Source organism: Pseudomonas sp. B21-048 (genome assembly GCF_024748615.1).
Lineage (GTDB): Bacteria > Pseudomonadota > Gammaproteobacteria > Pseudomonadales > Pseudomonadaceae > Aquipseudomonas.
Genome location: NZ_CP087168.1, coordinates 1,321,903 through 1,336,583, shown reverse-complemented (window position 1 = coordinate 1,336,583; position 14,681 = coordinate 1,321,903). Strand labels below are relative to the sequence as shown.

General features: G+C 56.2%; 17 protein-coding genes and 1 tRNA gene. 9 read left to right on the top strand and 9 right to left on the bottom strand.

Features of this window, described 5'->3' with window-relative positions:
* Nucleotides 1–77: 77 nt before the first annotated feature.
* Nucleotides 78–770: a uracil-DNA glycosylase gene (ung, locus tag LOY56_RS06070; RefSeq protein WP_258620509.1), complete on the bottom strand. Its 693-nt coding sequence runs from the start codon at nucleotides 768–770 to the stop codon at nucleotides 78–80.
* A 132-nt stretch (nucleotides 771–902) separates the two neighbouring features.
* Here ung and LOY56_RS06065 point away from each other — a divergent pair, with 132 nt between their 5' ends.
* Nucleotides 903–2,015, top strand: coding sequence for an enoyl-CoA hydratase/isomerase family protein (locus tag LOY56_RS06065; RefSeq protein ID WP_258620508.1), 1,113 nt, complete (start codon nucleotides 903–905; stop codon nucleotides 2,013–2,015).
* A gap of 49 nt (nucleotides 2,016–2,064) precedes the next feature.
* On the opposite strand, the gene LOY56_RS06060 is transcribed toward LOY56_RS06065, so the two are convergent.
* Entirely contained in the window at nucleotides 2,065–2,520 is a 456-nt protein-coding gene (locus LOY56_RS06060) for a hypothetical protein (RefSeq protein WP_258620507.1), read from the bottom strand.
* Nucleotides 2,521–2,728: 208 nt separating this feature from the next.
* Nucleotides 2,729–2,962, bottom strand: a complete 234-nt coding sequence (locus LOY56_RS06055) for a hypothetical protein (protein WP_258620506.1) — start codon at nucleotides 2,960–2,962, stop codon at nucleotides 2,729–2,731.
* Nucleotides 2,963–3,163: 201 nt separating this feature from the next.
* Between LOY56_RS06055 and LOY56_RS06050 the strand changes: the two genes are divergently transcribed.
* From LOY56_RS06050 to LOY56_RS06030, 5 genes are all read left to right on the top strand, one after another.
* Nucleotides 3,164–3,382 carry a cysteine-rich CWC family protein gene (locus tag LOY56_RS06050; protein WP_258620505.1) on the top strand — a complete coding sequence of 73 codons (219 nt, stop codon included), beginning with the start codon at nucleotides 3,164–3,166 and terminating at the stop codon, nucleotides 3,380–3,382.
* 32 nt (nucleotides 3,383–3,414) lie between these two features.
* Entirely contained in the window at nucleotides 3,415–4,107 is a 693-nt protein-coding gene (locus tag LOY56_RS06045; RefSeq protein WP_258620504.1) for a pseudouridine synthase, read from the top strand.
* A gap of 316 nt (nucleotides 4,108–4,423) precedes the next feature.
* Nucleotides 4,424–5,308: an alpha/beta fold hydrolase gene (locus LOY56_RS06040; protein WP_258620503.1), complete on the top strand. Its 885-nt coding sequence runs from the start codon at nucleotides 4,424–4,426 to the stop codon at nucleotides 5,306–5,308.
* Between the two features lie 180 nt (nucleotides 5,309–5,488).
* Nucleotides 5,489–5,562 (top strand) — tRNA-Gly (locus LOY56_RS06035).
* A 284-nt stretch (nucleotides 5,563–5,846) separates the two neighbouring features.
* Entirely contained in the window at nucleotides 5,847–6,407 is a 561-nt protein-coding gene (locus LOY56_RS06030; RefSeq protein ID WP_258620501.1) for a magnesium transporter, read from the top strand.
* 30 nt (nucleotides 6,408–6,437) lie between these two features.
* Here the strand turns inward: LOY56_RS06030 and LOY56_RS06025 are convergent, their stop codons facing one another.
* The 5 genes from LOY56_RS06025 to LOY56_RS06005 are packed head-to-tail and all read right to left on the bottom strand — an operon-like array spanning nucleotide 6,438 to nucleotide 11,467.
* On the bottom strand, nucleotides 6,438–6,755 hold the full coding sequence (locus tag LOY56_RS06025; protein ID WP_123499130.1) for a cytochrome C oxidase subunit IV family protein: 318 nt from the start codon (nucleotides 6,753–6,755) through the stop codon (nucleotides 6,438–6,440).
* A gap of 13 nt (nucleotides 6,756–6,768) precedes the next feature.
* Nucleotides 6,769–7,482, bottom strand: coding sequence for a heme-copper oxidase subunit III family protein (locus tag LOY56_RS06020; RefSeq protein ID WP_258620500.1), 714 nt, complete (start codon nucleotides 7,480–7,482; stop codon nucleotides 6,769–6,771).
* A 6-nt stretch (nucleotides 7,483–7,488) separates the two neighbouring features.
* The gene (locus LOY56_RS06015; RefSeq protein ID WP_258620499.1) at nucleotides 7,489–8,178 is read right to left on the bottom strand and encodes a cytochrome c oxidase subunit 3; all 690 of its coding nucleotides are present in this window, start codon (nucleotides 8,176–8,178) and stop codon (nucleotides 7,489–7,491) included.
* Nucleotides 8,175–9,950, bottom strand: a complete 1,776-nt coding sequence (gene ctaD / locus LOY56_RS06010) for a cytochrome c oxidase subunit I (protein ID WP_258622573.1) — start codon at nucleotides 9,948–9,950, stop codon at nucleotides 8,175–8,177. The genes LOY56_RS06015 and ctaD overlap by 4 nt, the downstream gene beginning before the upstream one ends.
* 50 nt (nucleotides 9,951–10,000) lie before the next feature.
* Nucleotides 10,001–11,467, bottom strand: a complete 1,467-nt coding sequence (locus LOY56_RS06005) for a cytochrome c oxidase subunit II (protein ID WP_258620498.1) — start codon at nucleotides 11,465–11,467, stop codon at nucleotides 10,001–10,003.
* Between the two features lie 293 nt (nucleotides 11,468–11,760).
* Here LOY56_RS06005 and LOY56_RS06000 point away from each other — a divergent pair, with 293 nt between their 5' ends.
* Complete coding sequence (locus LOY56_RS06000; RefSeq protein ID WP_258620497.1) at nucleotides 11,761–12,096, top strand: hypothetical protein; 336 nt, start codon at nucleotides 11,761–11,763, stop codon at nucleotides 12,094–12,096.
* A gap of 206 nt (nucleotides 12,097–12,302) precedes the next feature.
* On the opposite strand, the gene tam is transcribed toward LOY56_RS06000, so the two are convergent.
* The gene (gene tam, locus LOY56_RS05995; protein WP_258620496.1) at nucleotides 12,303–13,073 is read right to left on the bottom strand and encodes a trans-aconitate 2-methyltransferase; all 771 of its coding nucleotides are present in this window, start codon (nucleotides 13,071–13,073) and stop codon (nucleotides 12,303–12,305) included.
* A 397-nt stretch (nucleotides 13,074–13,470) separates the two neighbouring features.
* Between tam and LOY56_RS05990 the strand changes: the two genes are divergently transcribed.
* Together LOY56_RS05990 and LOY56_RS05985 are read left to right on the top strand one after the other, a co-directional pair.
* Nucleotides 13,471–13,974: an inclusion body family protein gene (locus LOY56_RS05990; protein ID WP_253551481.1), complete on the top strand. Its 504-nt coding sequence runs from the start codon at nucleotides 13,471–13,473 to the stop codon at nucleotides 13,972–13,974.
* Nucleotides 13,975–14,100: 126 nt separating this feature from the next.
* Nucleotides 14,101–14,640 carry an inclusion body family protein gene (locus LOY56_RS05985; protein ID WP_258622572.1) on the top strand — a complete coding sequence of 180 codons (540 nt, stop codon included), beginning with the start codon at nucleotides 14,101–14,103 and terminating at the stop codon, nucleotides 14,638–14,640.
* Nucleotides 14,641–14,681 lie beyond the last annotated feature (41 nt).

The following is a 14,681-nucleotide window of genomic DNA, read 5'->3' as shown; positions in this document are numbered from 1 at the left end:
CCACATTGGATTTGCATTGCTCACAAAACCTTTGTGGGCGCGAGCCTGCTCGCGATGGGGCCAGCCAGGTCAACCCATCAAACTGCCGGCAATCGCCACTCGATCGGCGTCTCGCCATTCTGCTCCAGAAACTTGTTCGCCCGGCTGAAGTGCCCGCAGCCGAGGAAGCCGCGATAGGCGGACAGCGGCGAGGGGTGGACCGAGGTCAGCACCAGGTGTTTGGTGGCGTCGATGAGTTTCTGCTTGCTCTGGGCATGCGCGCCCCATAGCAGGAACACCAGATGTGGCTGATGTTCGCTGACCACTTCGATAATCCGGTCGGTAAAATATTGCCAGCCCTTGCCCGCATGGGCGTTGGCATTCGCGCGTTCCACGGTCATGGTGGTATTGAGCATCAACACGCCCTGTTCTGCCCAACTCTGCAAATAACCATGGTTGGGTATGTCGATGTTCAGGTCGCGCTTTAATTCTTTATAGATGTTCACCAGCGACGGCGGTGCCGGCACGCCCGGTTGCACCGAGAAGCACAACCCATGGGCCTGACCCGGGCCGTGGTAAGGATCCTGACCGAGGATGACCACTTTGACCTTGTCCAGCGGCGTGGAATTGAGCGCGTTGAAAATCATCGGTCCGGGTGGATAGATCTCCTTGCCCGCCGCGCGCTCCTGTTGCAGGAATGTGCGCAACTCTGCCATGTAAGGCTGGTCGAATTCGGCACGCAGTGCCTCCTTCCAGCTCGGTTCGAGTTTGATACGGTCGTCAGCAGTCATGGTTACATCCGGCAAAAACAATGGGGCGAACCCTAGGAAAGCTGACCCTGCTTGTCAATTGATCTGACGCAGATCCGGCACTTTCCTATAGAGCGATCATACTGAACGCTCAATTTCCCGATCGAGGTCACGATGAATCTGCACTTCGAAGAACTCACCGGCACCGACGGCGCACGCATCGGCATCGCCAGCCTGGATGCCGAAAAGTCCCTCAACGCCCTCTCCTTGCCGATGATCAACGCCCTGCGCGATCAACTGGACGCCTGGGCCAAGGAGCCACAAATCGTTTGCGTGCTGCTGCGCGGCAATGGCCCCAAGGCTTTTTGCGCCGGCGGTGAAGTACGCAGCCTGGTGGAAGCCTGCCGCGACCATCCCGGCGAAGTGCCGCCCTTGGCTGCGCACTTCTTTGCGGCAGAGTATCGACTCGACTTCAACCTGCACACCTACCCCAAACCGCTGATTTGCTGGGGTCATGGGTACGTACTGGGTGGTGGCATGGGGCTGCTGCAAGGGGCGAGCATTCGGATTGTCACGCCGAGCAGCCGGTTGGCGATGCCGGAGATCGGCATCGGCTTGTATCCGGACGTCGGCGCCAGTTGGTTTCTGTCGCGGTTACCCGGCAAGCTCGGGTTGTTTCTCGGCCTGACTGGCGCCCAGATGAACGGTCGTGATGCGATCGATCTGGACCTCGCTGACCGCTTCCTGCGCGATGATCAACAGCATGAGCTGCTTGAAGGTTTGCTGCAATTGAACTGGCAGGAACAGACAGCCATGCAGCTCAACAGCCTGCTCAAGGCCTTGCAGCAGGAAGCGATCGCGCAGCTGCCCGAAGCGCAGTGGCTGCCTCGACGCGAGCAGATCGACGAATTGTTGGATGTCAGCGACGTTGGTTGCGCCTGGAAGGCCATCAATGCGCTGCACGATCATTCTGATCCGCTGTTCAGTCGTGCCGCCAAAACCATGACGGAAGGCTCGCCCTTGACCGCTCATCTGGTGTGGGAACAGATCGCCCGCGCCCGGCACTTGTCGTTGGCTCAAGTCTTTCAGATGGAATACACCATGAGCCTCAACTGCTGCCGTCATCCGGAGTTCAGCGAAGGCGTGCGAGCGCGGTTGATCGACAAGGATCAGAAACCTCGCTGGCACTGGCCGGACATCAACACTGTGCCGGAGGCGGCGGTGGAGGCGCATTTCCATAAGGTCTGGGAGGGGCGGCATCCTTTGGCTGATCTGTCGGAATACTGAAACTCAGGCACAAAAAAGCGGCGCTTCAAGCGCCGCTTTTATTGAGGGGTTAACGGCGGCCACCTCGGCCATAGTTATCGCTGCGATCGTGGTGATCGCCTCTTCCGCCACGGTGATCCCGCCCACTGTGGCCCCGATAGTCATTACCCCAGTTGCCGCGATTACGACCGTCCCAACCACCGCGGTCATGACGGTCCCATCCGCGATTCTGGTAGCCGCGGTAGTCGTAATAGCGCGGTGCCGGTTGATAAACCCGCGGCTGGGAATAATAACGCGGCGTTGGCTGGTAATACCGTGCTGGCGGTGAGTAATACCTGCGCGGGGCCGAGTAGTAGCCACCATCGGAGTAGTAAGACCCGCCGCCGGAGTAATACGGCGCTGGGGACGTGTAGACCTCGGAACGGTAGTAGCTGTCTCCTCCATCGGAATAGGGTACGCACGCACCAAGAAACAATCCCAATAGAGCAATCAGCAGAATTTGGTGGAGCTTTTTTTGACAAAGCATGGCGGCCTCCTGGACCGCGAGTGAGCCACACCAGCGACGCTGGCAGGCGACAGTCAATTGTTCACAACTGTCGAAAGATCAGACAGTGAATTCAGAATCTGGTGCGCTCCAGCAACACGTTGAAACAAGTAGCCGATGAAAGGTTTTTCATCTACCCAAAAGAAGCGGCGCGTCCGTAAGCGGACGAGCCGCTGTCTTCGTGAGTGGGTTAACGGTGCCCGCGATGGCGGCCACCGTGGTAATGACGGGGTCCGTAGTAATAGTAGCGATAGCCCCCGTAAAAACGCGGGCCGCCGTAGTAGTAAGGAGAGTAGTAATAGCCAGGGTAGTAATAAGGTGTCGAATAAACATCGGCACCACCTGCGTAGTAATAACAGCCGGACAAGCCCAAACCAAAAAACACACAGAGCAGTATTCGGCGGAGCTTTTTCTGACAAAGCATGGCGGCCTCCTGGAAGACCCGCAACAGCAGTCGGCACTGGCCGGCTGACACCTTTTTTGACTTTCAAACCGGTCCCGAGTGCCAGACAGCGTCTGGCCTTCAGATCAGCGGCCAGCAAAAGCTGGCTTGCGCATGGCGGCTTGGCGGTCGATCATGCGCGGTCTCGGGCCAAACAAACCGGCCGTAACCGAATGCTCCTCCATGAATAAACCTGACCTCTGCCCGGCCTGCGGCGCCTCCAACGACTGCAGCCTGGCTGACCCGCGAACCGTCGATAGTGCCTGCTGGTGCTACGGCGTCAGCATCGATCCGGCGCTGCTCCAGGCGTTGCCCGCCGAGCTGCGCGACAACTCCTGCCTGTGCCCGGCCTGCGCCCAGGTCGAGGTGCAGTTGCAAGCAGCCGCTTGGCCGATCACGTAAGATACGCAGCCCTTTTCCACCGATCCCTAGCCATGCGCGTTGACCGTTTCCTCAGCAACCTGCCCCGCTTCAACCGTAAGCAGGTACGCCTGTTGCTGGTGGAAAAACGCGTCAGGGTTGACGGAGTAGTCGTCAGCGACCCTCACGCCGAGGTACTCGAGTTCAACCGCGTGCAAATCGACGACGAGGTGCTGCAAGTTGGCAAGCCCGCCCGCTACTTCATGCTGCACAAACCATCCGGCTGCGTCAGCGCCACCCGCGACCCGCAACACCCGACCGTGCTCGACCTGATCCATGAGCCGGACAAGGATGACCTGCACATCGCCGGTCGCCTGGACTTCAACACCACCGGCCTGATGTTGATCACCAACGATGGCAGCTGGTCGCGACGCCTGACCCAACCGCAGACCAAACTGCCCAAGGTCTACTACGTCGAGACGGAGCAGGACATCACTGCCGAATACGCGATCACCTTCGCCAAAGGGCTGTATTTCGCCTTCGAAGACCTCACCACACAACCTGCCGAACTGGTCGTGCTCGGGGCAAAATCGGCGCGCCTGAGCATCGTCGAGGGCCGCTATCATCAGGTCAAACGGATGTTCGGCCACTTCGACAACAAGGTGTTGCGACTGCACCGCGAGCGCATGGGACCACTGCTGCTCGACAACGCATTGAAGCCCGGCGAGTACCGACCATTGAGCAATGAAGAGATCCGATTGATCTAAGCGGATGACCGCTCAGCAGAAGTTGTAGAAAAATTTGCGAAAGATACTTGCGCGATGACGTGACCGCTGCTTGAATCAGGACGTCGGCGCGAAACGTGACCGACGAGTCACCAAAATTACTCTAAGAAACTTTTTGCCGGCAGAGAACCCTCAGGTTCCGCCTTCCCCCGGCAAACTGCCCGCTTATAACAATACCCGTCGACCGGCCTGCAATGGATCGACATGGGCCTTCAAAAATTCCAGGCGTATGCCTACCTGTCACAAAGCTCGTGCAATCTGATTTGCGCGCATACCCGCTTGCCAGGAGTCTTATGTCATGAGGCCAGAAATCGCTGTGCTGGATATACAGGGTCAGTATCGGGTCTACACGGAGTTCTATCGCGCAGACGCCGCAGAGAAGACCATCATTCTGGTCAACGGCTCGATGTCCACGACTGCGTCGTTTGCACAGACCGTGAAAAACCTTTACCCAGAGTTCAATGTGGTGTGCTACGACCAGCCCTACGCGGGCAAGTCCAAGGCCCACAACCTGCATGAGAAGATGCTCACCAAGGAAATCGAAGGGCAGATCCTCCTGGAGCTGATCGACCACTTCGCCGCCGAGCACGTGCTGTCGTTTTCCTTTGGTGGCGCCGCCACTCTCGTCGCCCTCGCCCAGCGGCCACGGCGCATCGAAAAGGCCGTGATCAGCTCGTTCTCGCCGGTGGTCAACGAGCACATGCTCGACTACCTTGAACGCGGTGTCGATTATCTCGGCAGCCGGGACGGTAACCGGGTCGGTGACTTGGTGAACAGCACCATCGGCAAACACCTGCCCTCGCTGTTCAAGCGCTTCAACTACCGTCACGTCAGTTCGTTGGCCGAACATGAATACGGGCAGATGCATTTCCACATCAGCGACGTACTCAACAGCGACCGCCAGTGCTACCTGAACGCGGCAAAGAAAATCAACGTGCCGGTGCTGTTCATGAACGGCGAATGGGACGAGTACACCGCCGCCGCCGATGCCAAGCTGTTCGCCGGCCACGTGCAGCACAGCACCTTCAGCACCCTTCAGGCCACCGGCCACTTTCTCGACATGGAGCACAAAGCCGCCTGCCGAGACAGCCGCAACGCACTGCTGGGCTTCCTGAAACCGGCGCAACACGAAAGCCGGCCGCGTTACCACTACGTCCAGGACCACCATGCATTGGCAATCTGAAACAGAGCATCGCGAGCAAGCCCCGCCCTGCAGCGTTAAACGCATTCCTGTAGGAGCGAGGCTTGCCCGCGAATGACCGCTACGCGGTCGATGCTTTCGTTTCACCCGTGCTAAAGCCATCGCGCGCAAAGAAAAACTTCATTTTCACGCGCACATCTGGTACAAAGTCAGCCGCTCTGAGCGGGTGTCGTATAATGGCATTACTCCAGCTTCCCAAGCTGATAACGAGGGTTCGATTCCCTTCACCCGCTCCAATCGAATTTTTATCTCACGTCAGTTTTTGACGGGGGATGCAGGAACAGAAAAAACCGGCCTTGATGGCCGGTTTTTTTGTGTCTGGGGTTTAGGGGCTTGCGCCAAGCCCTGCCACCTCTCAGATCTTGACGTTCCCCGTCCCACATACTAGCGAATGCTATACTTCCTACGAATTGCATGAAGTGTGCAACGTTCCCCACGTGTACAGATACCGACTGCAAATCTCAGTTAGCGGCTGCAGGACAGAGGAGGTTCACAGCCAACACGAGATGGGAGGTGTGGCATGAATCGGCACTATTACATCAGTGACAATCTCGACGATCTCGAAGCCGTTGAAAATGAACTGGAAGCCAACGGCATCAATACCGAACAAATTCATGTGCTCAGTGAACAAGTTGCTGATGTTGAAGAACATCACCTCCACGAGGTTAACTCGTTAATGAAACAGGATGTTGTTCACTCTGGCGAGATTGGTGCGGTGGTCGGTGTGCCACTCGCGGCGCTGATCCTTGCCGGCGCCTATTGGATGGGCTGGACCGAATCCGCCGCAGGGTGGGTGCCTTTTATCTTCCTGGCCATTGTTATATTTGGCTTCTGCATCTGGGAAGGCGGCTTTTTTGGTATCCAGGTGCCGAACGCTCACTTCCGCAATTTTAAACAGATGGTAGAAGAGGGAAAACATGTCTTCTTCGTGGATGTTGAACCGGATCAGGAACCGGTATTGGACCGGGTCATCGAACATCATCCAACGCTGACGGTCGCCGGCACGGGAACGGCAGCCCCCCACTGGACAGTGGCCTGGCAACACAAATGGCATCAGTTCAAGCGAGTGATATCGGGTTAGCCCTGGAGGCTCAAGGCCACCGGAAGCCGCTTATTGACCGAAGGAAATGACCCGGCTGAGGAAAACATAGTCTGCCTCGGTGGCCATCAGTCCGACGAGCACCAGTAAACATAAAGGTGGCAACAGTATGGCGTAGACCATGGCCAACCGTTCCCAGGCCATGTGCATGAAGATCGAGACAATCAAACCTGCCTTCAACAACATGAAAGTGATAATCAGGGACCACCGAAGGTAGCCATGGAAGTGGAAATAGTCGACTAGGTACGACAGCGTGCTGAGGACGAATAACAGCCCCCAGATTTTAAGGTACAAGCTGATTGGATGTTGCTGACCCTGAGCATGTGCCATCACCCGTGCTCCTCTACCATAAATAGAAGAAAGCAAAAATAAACACCCACACCAAATCCACGAAGTGCCAGTAGAGCCCGGCTATCTCGACGTTCTGATAGTTTCCGGAGCGCTCATAATCTCCCCGCAATACTTTCATCGCCACAATGCTGAGGTAGAGGGCGCCGATTGACACATGCAGTCCGTGGAAACCGGTAATCATGAAAAAGCTCGCACCAAATTGCGCCGCTCCCATGGGGTTTCCCCATGGACGCACCCCTTCTGCGATCAGCTTGCTCCATTCAAATGCCTGCATGCCGACGAAGGTCACGCCTAAGGCAGCGGTCGCCAGCATCAAGGCAGCGGTTTTCGCGCGATCACGGCGATAGGCGAAATTAACGGCCATGGCCATGGTGCCGCTGCTACTGATCAGCACAAAGGTCATGATGGCGATCAGAATAAGCGGGATTTCTCTACCGGCAATCGTCAATGCGAACACTTCACTGGGGTTCGGCCAGGCAGTGGTGATGGTCATGCGTACCGACATGTAGCCGGTTAAAAAACAGGTGAATATAAAAGTATCGCTGAGCAGAAATATCCACATCATCGCCTTGCCCCAAGGGACCTGCTTGAAGACCTCTCTATCCGAGGCCCAGTCGCTGGCGATGCCCTGCCATCCCGGTGCAGGCGGTGAGTCGGGTGGATTGGATGAACTGGATTCGTCTGGGGCAAGTGGGAGCGATGCCATGGCTTTTCACCTCAGGCCGCAGAATCTGGCGATGGCTTCATAGGTTTGCGGCGTGCTGGCCAGCAAAGCGAATAGCACGAACCAAAGACCCAGTAAGTAATGCCAATAGAGGGTACAGAGCTCTACGCTGACGCTGAGTTGCGCCAACGGCACGCGACGCAGGAATTTAGCGACGATTATGCTCCAGGCTATCAGCCCGCCCAGCAGGTGGAGCCCATGCAGGCCGGTCAACAGATAGAAGAAACTGTTAGCCGGATTGCTGGCGACAAAGTAGCCCCAGGCGACAAACTGCTGCCAAACCCAGAGTTGTCCCGCCAGAAAGGCAATGGCAAATACGCCCCCCAATACAAAACCAATAACCGTTGCGCCCAGCCGAGCCTGCCGGGCGGCCATACGCGACCACTGCAGTGCGATGCAACTGAATACCAGAAAAGCCGAATTCAGCCATAGCTGCCAGAGATTGGCTAACGGCGCCAAGGGGTCTGTCAGGGGGAGCCAGTCGGCCATTTGTGAACGGGCAATAAAGGCGAACAGGAAGAGAAAGAATAACGAGCTCACCACGACCAGAAACAAGCGCAGGCCCGTTCTTGCGATTTGGCTTCTATCAGCCTCGGTGGCCTGAATACCCCCAGGGTCGCGACTCCAACTGCCGCCGGGGTCAGCGCCGTCGGCGTTTCTCAATAGCAGCCTTTTCATGTTTTAACGTCCGCTATCTTGGTTCCGGCACTCCGTTGCCGCATCTGCTCCAGCTCCTCGGCGGAGACCGTTTGCGGAACGAAATCCTGTTCTATCCCCGGCACACTGTAGTCATAGGCCCAGCGATGCACGACCGGCAGCTTCGCTCCCCAGTTACCGTGTATCGGCGGGGTATTCGGCGTTTGCCATTCCAGACTGGCCGCGCCCCAGGGATTACTGCCTGCGGGCCGGCCCTTGAATGCACTCCAGGCCAGGTTGAACAGGAACAGCAGCTGGGAAACGCCGACAGTCAATGCGATCACCGTAATGAAGGCATTCAACTCTTGCGCCGACTGCGGGATGAACGCGTAGTTTTCATAGGCGTAGTAGCGGCGTGGCATGCCCTGAAAACCCAGGTAGTGCATAGGGAAGAAAATGGCGTAGGTGCCCAGAAAGGTAATCCAGAAATGCAGCTTGCCCAGGGTGTCGTTCAACATTCGCCCGGTGACTTTCGGGTACCAGTGATAAATGCCGCCGAACACTACCAGTACCGGTGCGACGCCCATGACCATATGAAAATGGGCGACGACGAAATAGGTGTCCGAGAGCGGAATATCCACGATCACATTGCCGAGAAACAACCCGGTCAGACCGCCGACCAGGAAGGTGACGATAAAGGCCAGGGCAAACAGCATCGGCACCGTCAGATGGATGTCGCCCCGCCACAGAGTGAGTACCCAGTTGTAGACTTTCAGTGCGGTCGGCACTGCGATGATCAAGGTGGTGACAGCGAAGAAAAAGCCAAAGTACGGGTTCATTCCGCTGACATACATATGGTGCGCCCAGACCACAAAGCTGAGTACGCCAATCGCAATAATGGCCCACACCATCATTCGGTAGCCGAAGATATTTTTACGCGCATGCGTGCTGATCAAGTCGGAGACCAGGCCAAACGCAGGCAGAGCCACGATGTAGACTTCCGGGTGACCGAAGAACCAGAACAGGTGCTGGAATAATATGGGGCTGCCACCCTGGTGATCGATCTGCTGCCCCAGCGAGATCATCGCCGGCATAAAGAAGCTGGTGCCCAACAGCTTGTCAAACAGCATCATGACCGCACTGACGAACAACGCCGGGAAGGCCAGCAAGGCCATGATCGAGGCCATGAAGATTCCCCAGACCGAGAGCGGCATGCGAAACAATGTCATGCCGTGCGTGCGCGCCTGCAACACCGTGGTGACGTAGTTCAACCCGCCCATGGTGGCTGCAACAATAAAAATCGCCAGTGAGACGAGCATCAGGACGATGCCCCACTCGACCCCCGGTGTTCCCTGAGAAATGGACTGTGGCGGATAGAGCGTCCAGCCCGAACCGGTGGGGCCGCCGGGGACAAAGAAACTGGAGAGCAACACCACTACCGCCAGCAGGTAGAACCAGTAACTCAGCATGTTGACATAGGGGAAGACCATGTCGCGGGCGCCCACCATCAGCGGGATCAGATAGTTACCAAAGCCACCCAGAAACAAGGCCGTCAGCAAGTAGATGACCATGATCATGCCGTGCATGGTCATCGCCTGATAGTAAGCACTGGCGTCCATGAACGCCAAAGCGCCAGGGAAGCCAATCTGTATGCGCATCAAGCCGGACAACACCACGGCGATAACGCCCACGAATATAGCCGTCAAGGAATATTGAATGGCTATGACCTTGTGGTCCTGACTCCAGACATATTTGGTCAGGAAGCTTTTGGGTTCGTGCAGTGCTTCTGTTTCGGCTTGCTCCGCATAGGCCATCACGTCATCCTCCTGTTCGAAGTTTCGGTGCATTCCTGGCTGCTTTACGGCTACTTCCCTGGCTCCGCCTTGCTCGCATCAGCGTCGGCATTCGCTTTGGATTTGATAAAAGCGATCAGTGCGTTCAACTCCTGATCACTCGGAACAAAGGCCGGCATGACGGAGGCATAGCCTTTGACGATTTTGGCGCCGGGATTAAGAATCGAATCCTTTATATAGCCCTCGTCGGCCTTGATACTCGTACCGTCGGCAAGGGTTACGGTCTCGCCATACAGGCCCTGCCAACTGGGGCCGACACCCTTGCTGCCATCGACGCTGTGGCAGGCCAGACAGCCGAGCGACTCGGCCAGCCGCTGCCCCTGCGTCGCCAAGTCGTCACCTCTGTCCAACTTTTCGCTGGCAGAAGGTTCTTGCGGCGCGGCACCCAGTGATTTGATCAGGGCGACGATAGCACCCAGTTCATCTTCAGTGAGAGTATAGGCCACCATGACCGGCGGGTAGCCCTGTACCAGGCGGGCCTTCGGATCGAGGATCGACTCTTTCAGGTAGGCCTCATCGACCAGCGCACTGGTGCCATCGGCAAGCTGTTCAGTGCGGCCGTACAGCCCCTTCCATCCCGGGCCGAGACGGGCACTGCCATCCTGGCTATGGCAGGCACCGCAGCCGTATTTTTCGACCAGCAAGCGACCTTTTTCCAGCACGCTGTCCTGACTGGGTTTGGCAGCTGTCGTTAATGTCTGCGCAAAAGTCGGTTGGCTGTTCAACCATTGATCGAAGGCGCCCCGTTCTTCCACGATCATATGGCCGCGCATGTTGTAATGACCTAAACCACAATATTCAGCGCAAAGGATTTCATATTTCCCGGTTTTAGTCGGCGTAAACCAAAAGTACGACACCATCCCCGGCACCATGTCCATCTTGCTGCGAATTTGCGGGATATAGAAATTGTGCAGCACATCTTTAGAGCGCAGTAACACTTTCACTGGCTGATTGAGCGGAAGGCGAACTTCATTGTTTTTTATAAGCACATCGTCCTGTCCAACAGGATCTTTGGGATCAAGGCCGAGGGGATTGGTGGAATCAACAAACTTAATATCCGATTTACCCAGTTTCCCGTCCTGGCCGGGAAAACGAAAGGCCCACTGCCACTGCTGGGCGACCACTTCAAGTTCATAAGCATTTTTCGGCACCCGGATGAAATCACTGTAAACCACCAGACCTGGCGCCAACATTGCGGCAATACCTATCGAAGTAACGATAATTAACCAGGTTTCCAACTTTTTACTTTCTGGCTGGTAGTGCGCCCTGGCACCTTCCTTGTGGCGATAACGCATCACGGCTACCGCCATGAATACCGTGATGGCGATGAAAAATATTCCGCTGATAATCAAGGTGATGAACAGGGTGGTGTCTATTGACCCCCAGTTGGAAGCTGCCGGTGTCGCATGCCAAGGCGCTAGTAGATGGAACAGGACTGAGGCAATAACGATGAGTATCAAGATAATTGCTATTGCCATTTTCTCTTCATCCTATTCCTGTTGCGCACTGGTTATGCAAACGCATCGCCACTGACGTCCAGGCAGGGCTGACAAATACCACCCATCCGGGTGGCAAAGACAGTAAGAAGTATAGAGCCATCGGCTTGTACCGTGAGGTCGACAAGCGAGGCCCGGCTGCCAGCTATACTCAATTTCTGATGACGGACAACAGAGATCGGCCAAAAGTGGCCCCAAAAGACGAGCCCTGCCTATGCGCAGGTAAGAGATGGCATTAAGAAAAGACAAGAGCAGTCCACGACGGAGGTTTCGTCATGAGTAACCTGACTATCGAAGGCTGGTGCAAACCCAGCGGCGCCCCAAAATCCACCGCGGTGGGTGAGATCAGCTTTGATGTCGATGGCCCCCTCCATCTGCGTCTGGAGCAAGCCGAAGAACGCCTACAGAAAACCCATGAGCCTGAAGCGATGGTTGATGTCGACATGAACTCAATGGATTTGATCTTGCCAGAGGGATACGGCCCCTTGTCCGACTGCCAAATGCGCGTCTATTTGCAGCACGATCGCGGGCAGTTCCATTTGGTCGGACATCGAGCGAGTGATGGAAGCTTGGTCTATACCAACGCGGTTTTGATTGATCAGCTGCTTTAGAAACTACGACAGATACAGAAACACAAAAAACCGGTTCGAAGTGACCGGTTTTTTTATGCCTGAAATTTGAGTCCCCCTCGCTCTTCAGCGGCGCGGCAAAACCCTGCAATACAGAAAACAGGCTCTGCCCGAATTACCGCCAGATGCCCTTCTAGACACATTTCATGCCGCTTGCGCATCAGCAGTCAGGAGCCTCCCTCTGTACATCAACGCGTCGCCACCATGAACAACCGCGGAAACGGCAACAGCACCGAACCATCGCTCAGCGTCGGATAGGCCTTCTCGATTGCCGCCTGATACTGCTTGAGATACTGCACCCGCTCAGCTTCATTCAGCGGCTCAAGAAAAGGCCGTAAACCGCTGCCCTTGAACCACTCGACCACGCCCGATGCGCCGTCCGCGAGTGGATGGTAGTAAGTGGTGCGCCATACATCGACCCGGGTGCAGTGAGCACGCAGCATCGAGTAGTAACCACCCGCATCCTGCATTTCCGTTCGCAGACCAGCGGCGCTTGCCAGTTTGTCAGCCCAAGGGCCATTCGCTGCGACCTCGCGCATCAACTTGTGCGACGGTTCGTTGAGGTTGTCGGGCATCTGAATCGCCAGGTTGCCGCCCGGCGCAAGCCTGGTCACCAATGACTGCATCAATCGGGCGTGATCGGGCAACCACTGCAATACCGCGTTAGCGAAAATTACGTCGAACGGCCCGGCATCGCTCCAGGTATCAATGTCCGCGATGTCGAATTGCACTTGAGGCAAACGCTTGCGGGCGGCCTCAATCATATCGGTCGCACTGTCCAACCCACGCACCGCGGCATTGGGAAAGCGCAGCACCAGCAACTCGGTGGAATTACCGGGGCCGCAACCGATGTCGATTGCCGATTGGACGTCCACTGCAGGAATGGCGGCCAGTAAGTCACGCGCCGGGCGCGTGCGCTCATCTTCAAAAGCTACGTATTGTTTGGCGGACCAACTCATATCGCTCTCCTGTCGGTGCATGGTTATAGCCAGAAGCAAACAACCGGTTCGCTACGATACCTCGACCGGCGTGCGCTGCCCTATCCCGACTTTTGGAGGCACAGGGATCTGAATGAGTTTTTTCTTATCGCCAAATCAATGAAAGTCATAACCGAAAACAACCGCTCGTCGACCGACGAGCAAAGCGATTTTGACAGTATAAAAATGGCATCTATAGTCTTATCGCGGCCTGTTGGAAGGAACCCAACCCGTCATTTCAAGGCAAGGAGCAAGGCCAGCTCGTACCCTGTGATCGAGTGGGTTCCCCAGTAGTGTGTTCGCAACGGCCGCAAGGCAAACAAACGTTGTCGTGCCTGGCAGGTAGCCAGGTAATCACTATGTTCAAAGGAGCTTTACTATGTCTCGAGTCACGGATGTACTTGTTTCGATCGACACCGAAACCATTCTGAAAAACTACCCGAACATCAGCAAAAATCCTGCTTCGCCGACGCTGATCGACTGGAAGCACGTCTACATGGTCACCAATCAGGATAACGTGGTCGGCGGCCAGGCCGGTGGCGAGCTGGACCTCAAAGCTCAGGTCGGCGATCTGATTCGCTGGCGTGAAACCAGCCTGTCCCAGAGCTTCGAAACCGCCGTAATCTTCTACAAGTTCATCGGCAACGCAGGCAACGAGCTGATCTCCCCACCTTCGCCGCGCCGCGCTACCGCGTGCGTTGCGGTACCCAATACCAGCAATCCGTCAGTGCCTAGCTGCCAGAAAGTCGACAACCATTACTGGTCCTCGGAAACCCTGGCGTGTGGTCGTGTGACCTACCACTTCAACTTCCTGATCGTCGACCGCAACTGCCAGATTATCGGCTGCTGCTCGTGGGACCCGTTCATTTCCATCCATAACTGATGATGGAATCGGCCCCTTGGTAACGAGGGGTCACCCCAGTTCGTTGCCGCCTCGGCTGGAACAGGATGTCTTGCTTGAAACCGAAGCGGCTACCGTTTTGCGTCAACATCATGAAAGGAATCCATGATGACTTCCGAACCGATTACCTCCCCTTCGGCGGACGCCGTGACCGCCAATAGCGTGCTGCTGATCGTCGATGCCGAATCGCTGCTTTCCCGCTATCCGCAACCCAGCCTTGACCCGCAAAAACCGACGGTGATTGAAGATGGTTTCATCTTCGCCATCAGTGCTACGACGGCAGCACAAAATATTATAAATGACAGTAAAATTATCCTGACCACCAACAACGGAAAAGTCTTTCATATTCGCGGCAGGACCGTCAGTTTGCTGGCCGAACACACCGTGGTATTCCACAACATGACTGTGCACGATACCGGGATCCTTTCACCGCCCAAACTGATCGTCCACGGCGACCAGACCGTCCCTTCACCCGACCCCTCCAACCCGACCCAGCCTGGCAGCCACAGCGCCGATGATCATTACTGGGAGTGCTCGCAACTGAGCACGGGCGCGGCGACCTGCGAACTGAGCTTCATGCTGATCAACCAGCGCTGCGAAGCGGTGGGGTACTTCAGCTGGAAGACTGAGGTGACGCTGTCGGCGTGAACAGAGACCCACAAAAAACCGACCTCAAGGGGCCGGTTCTT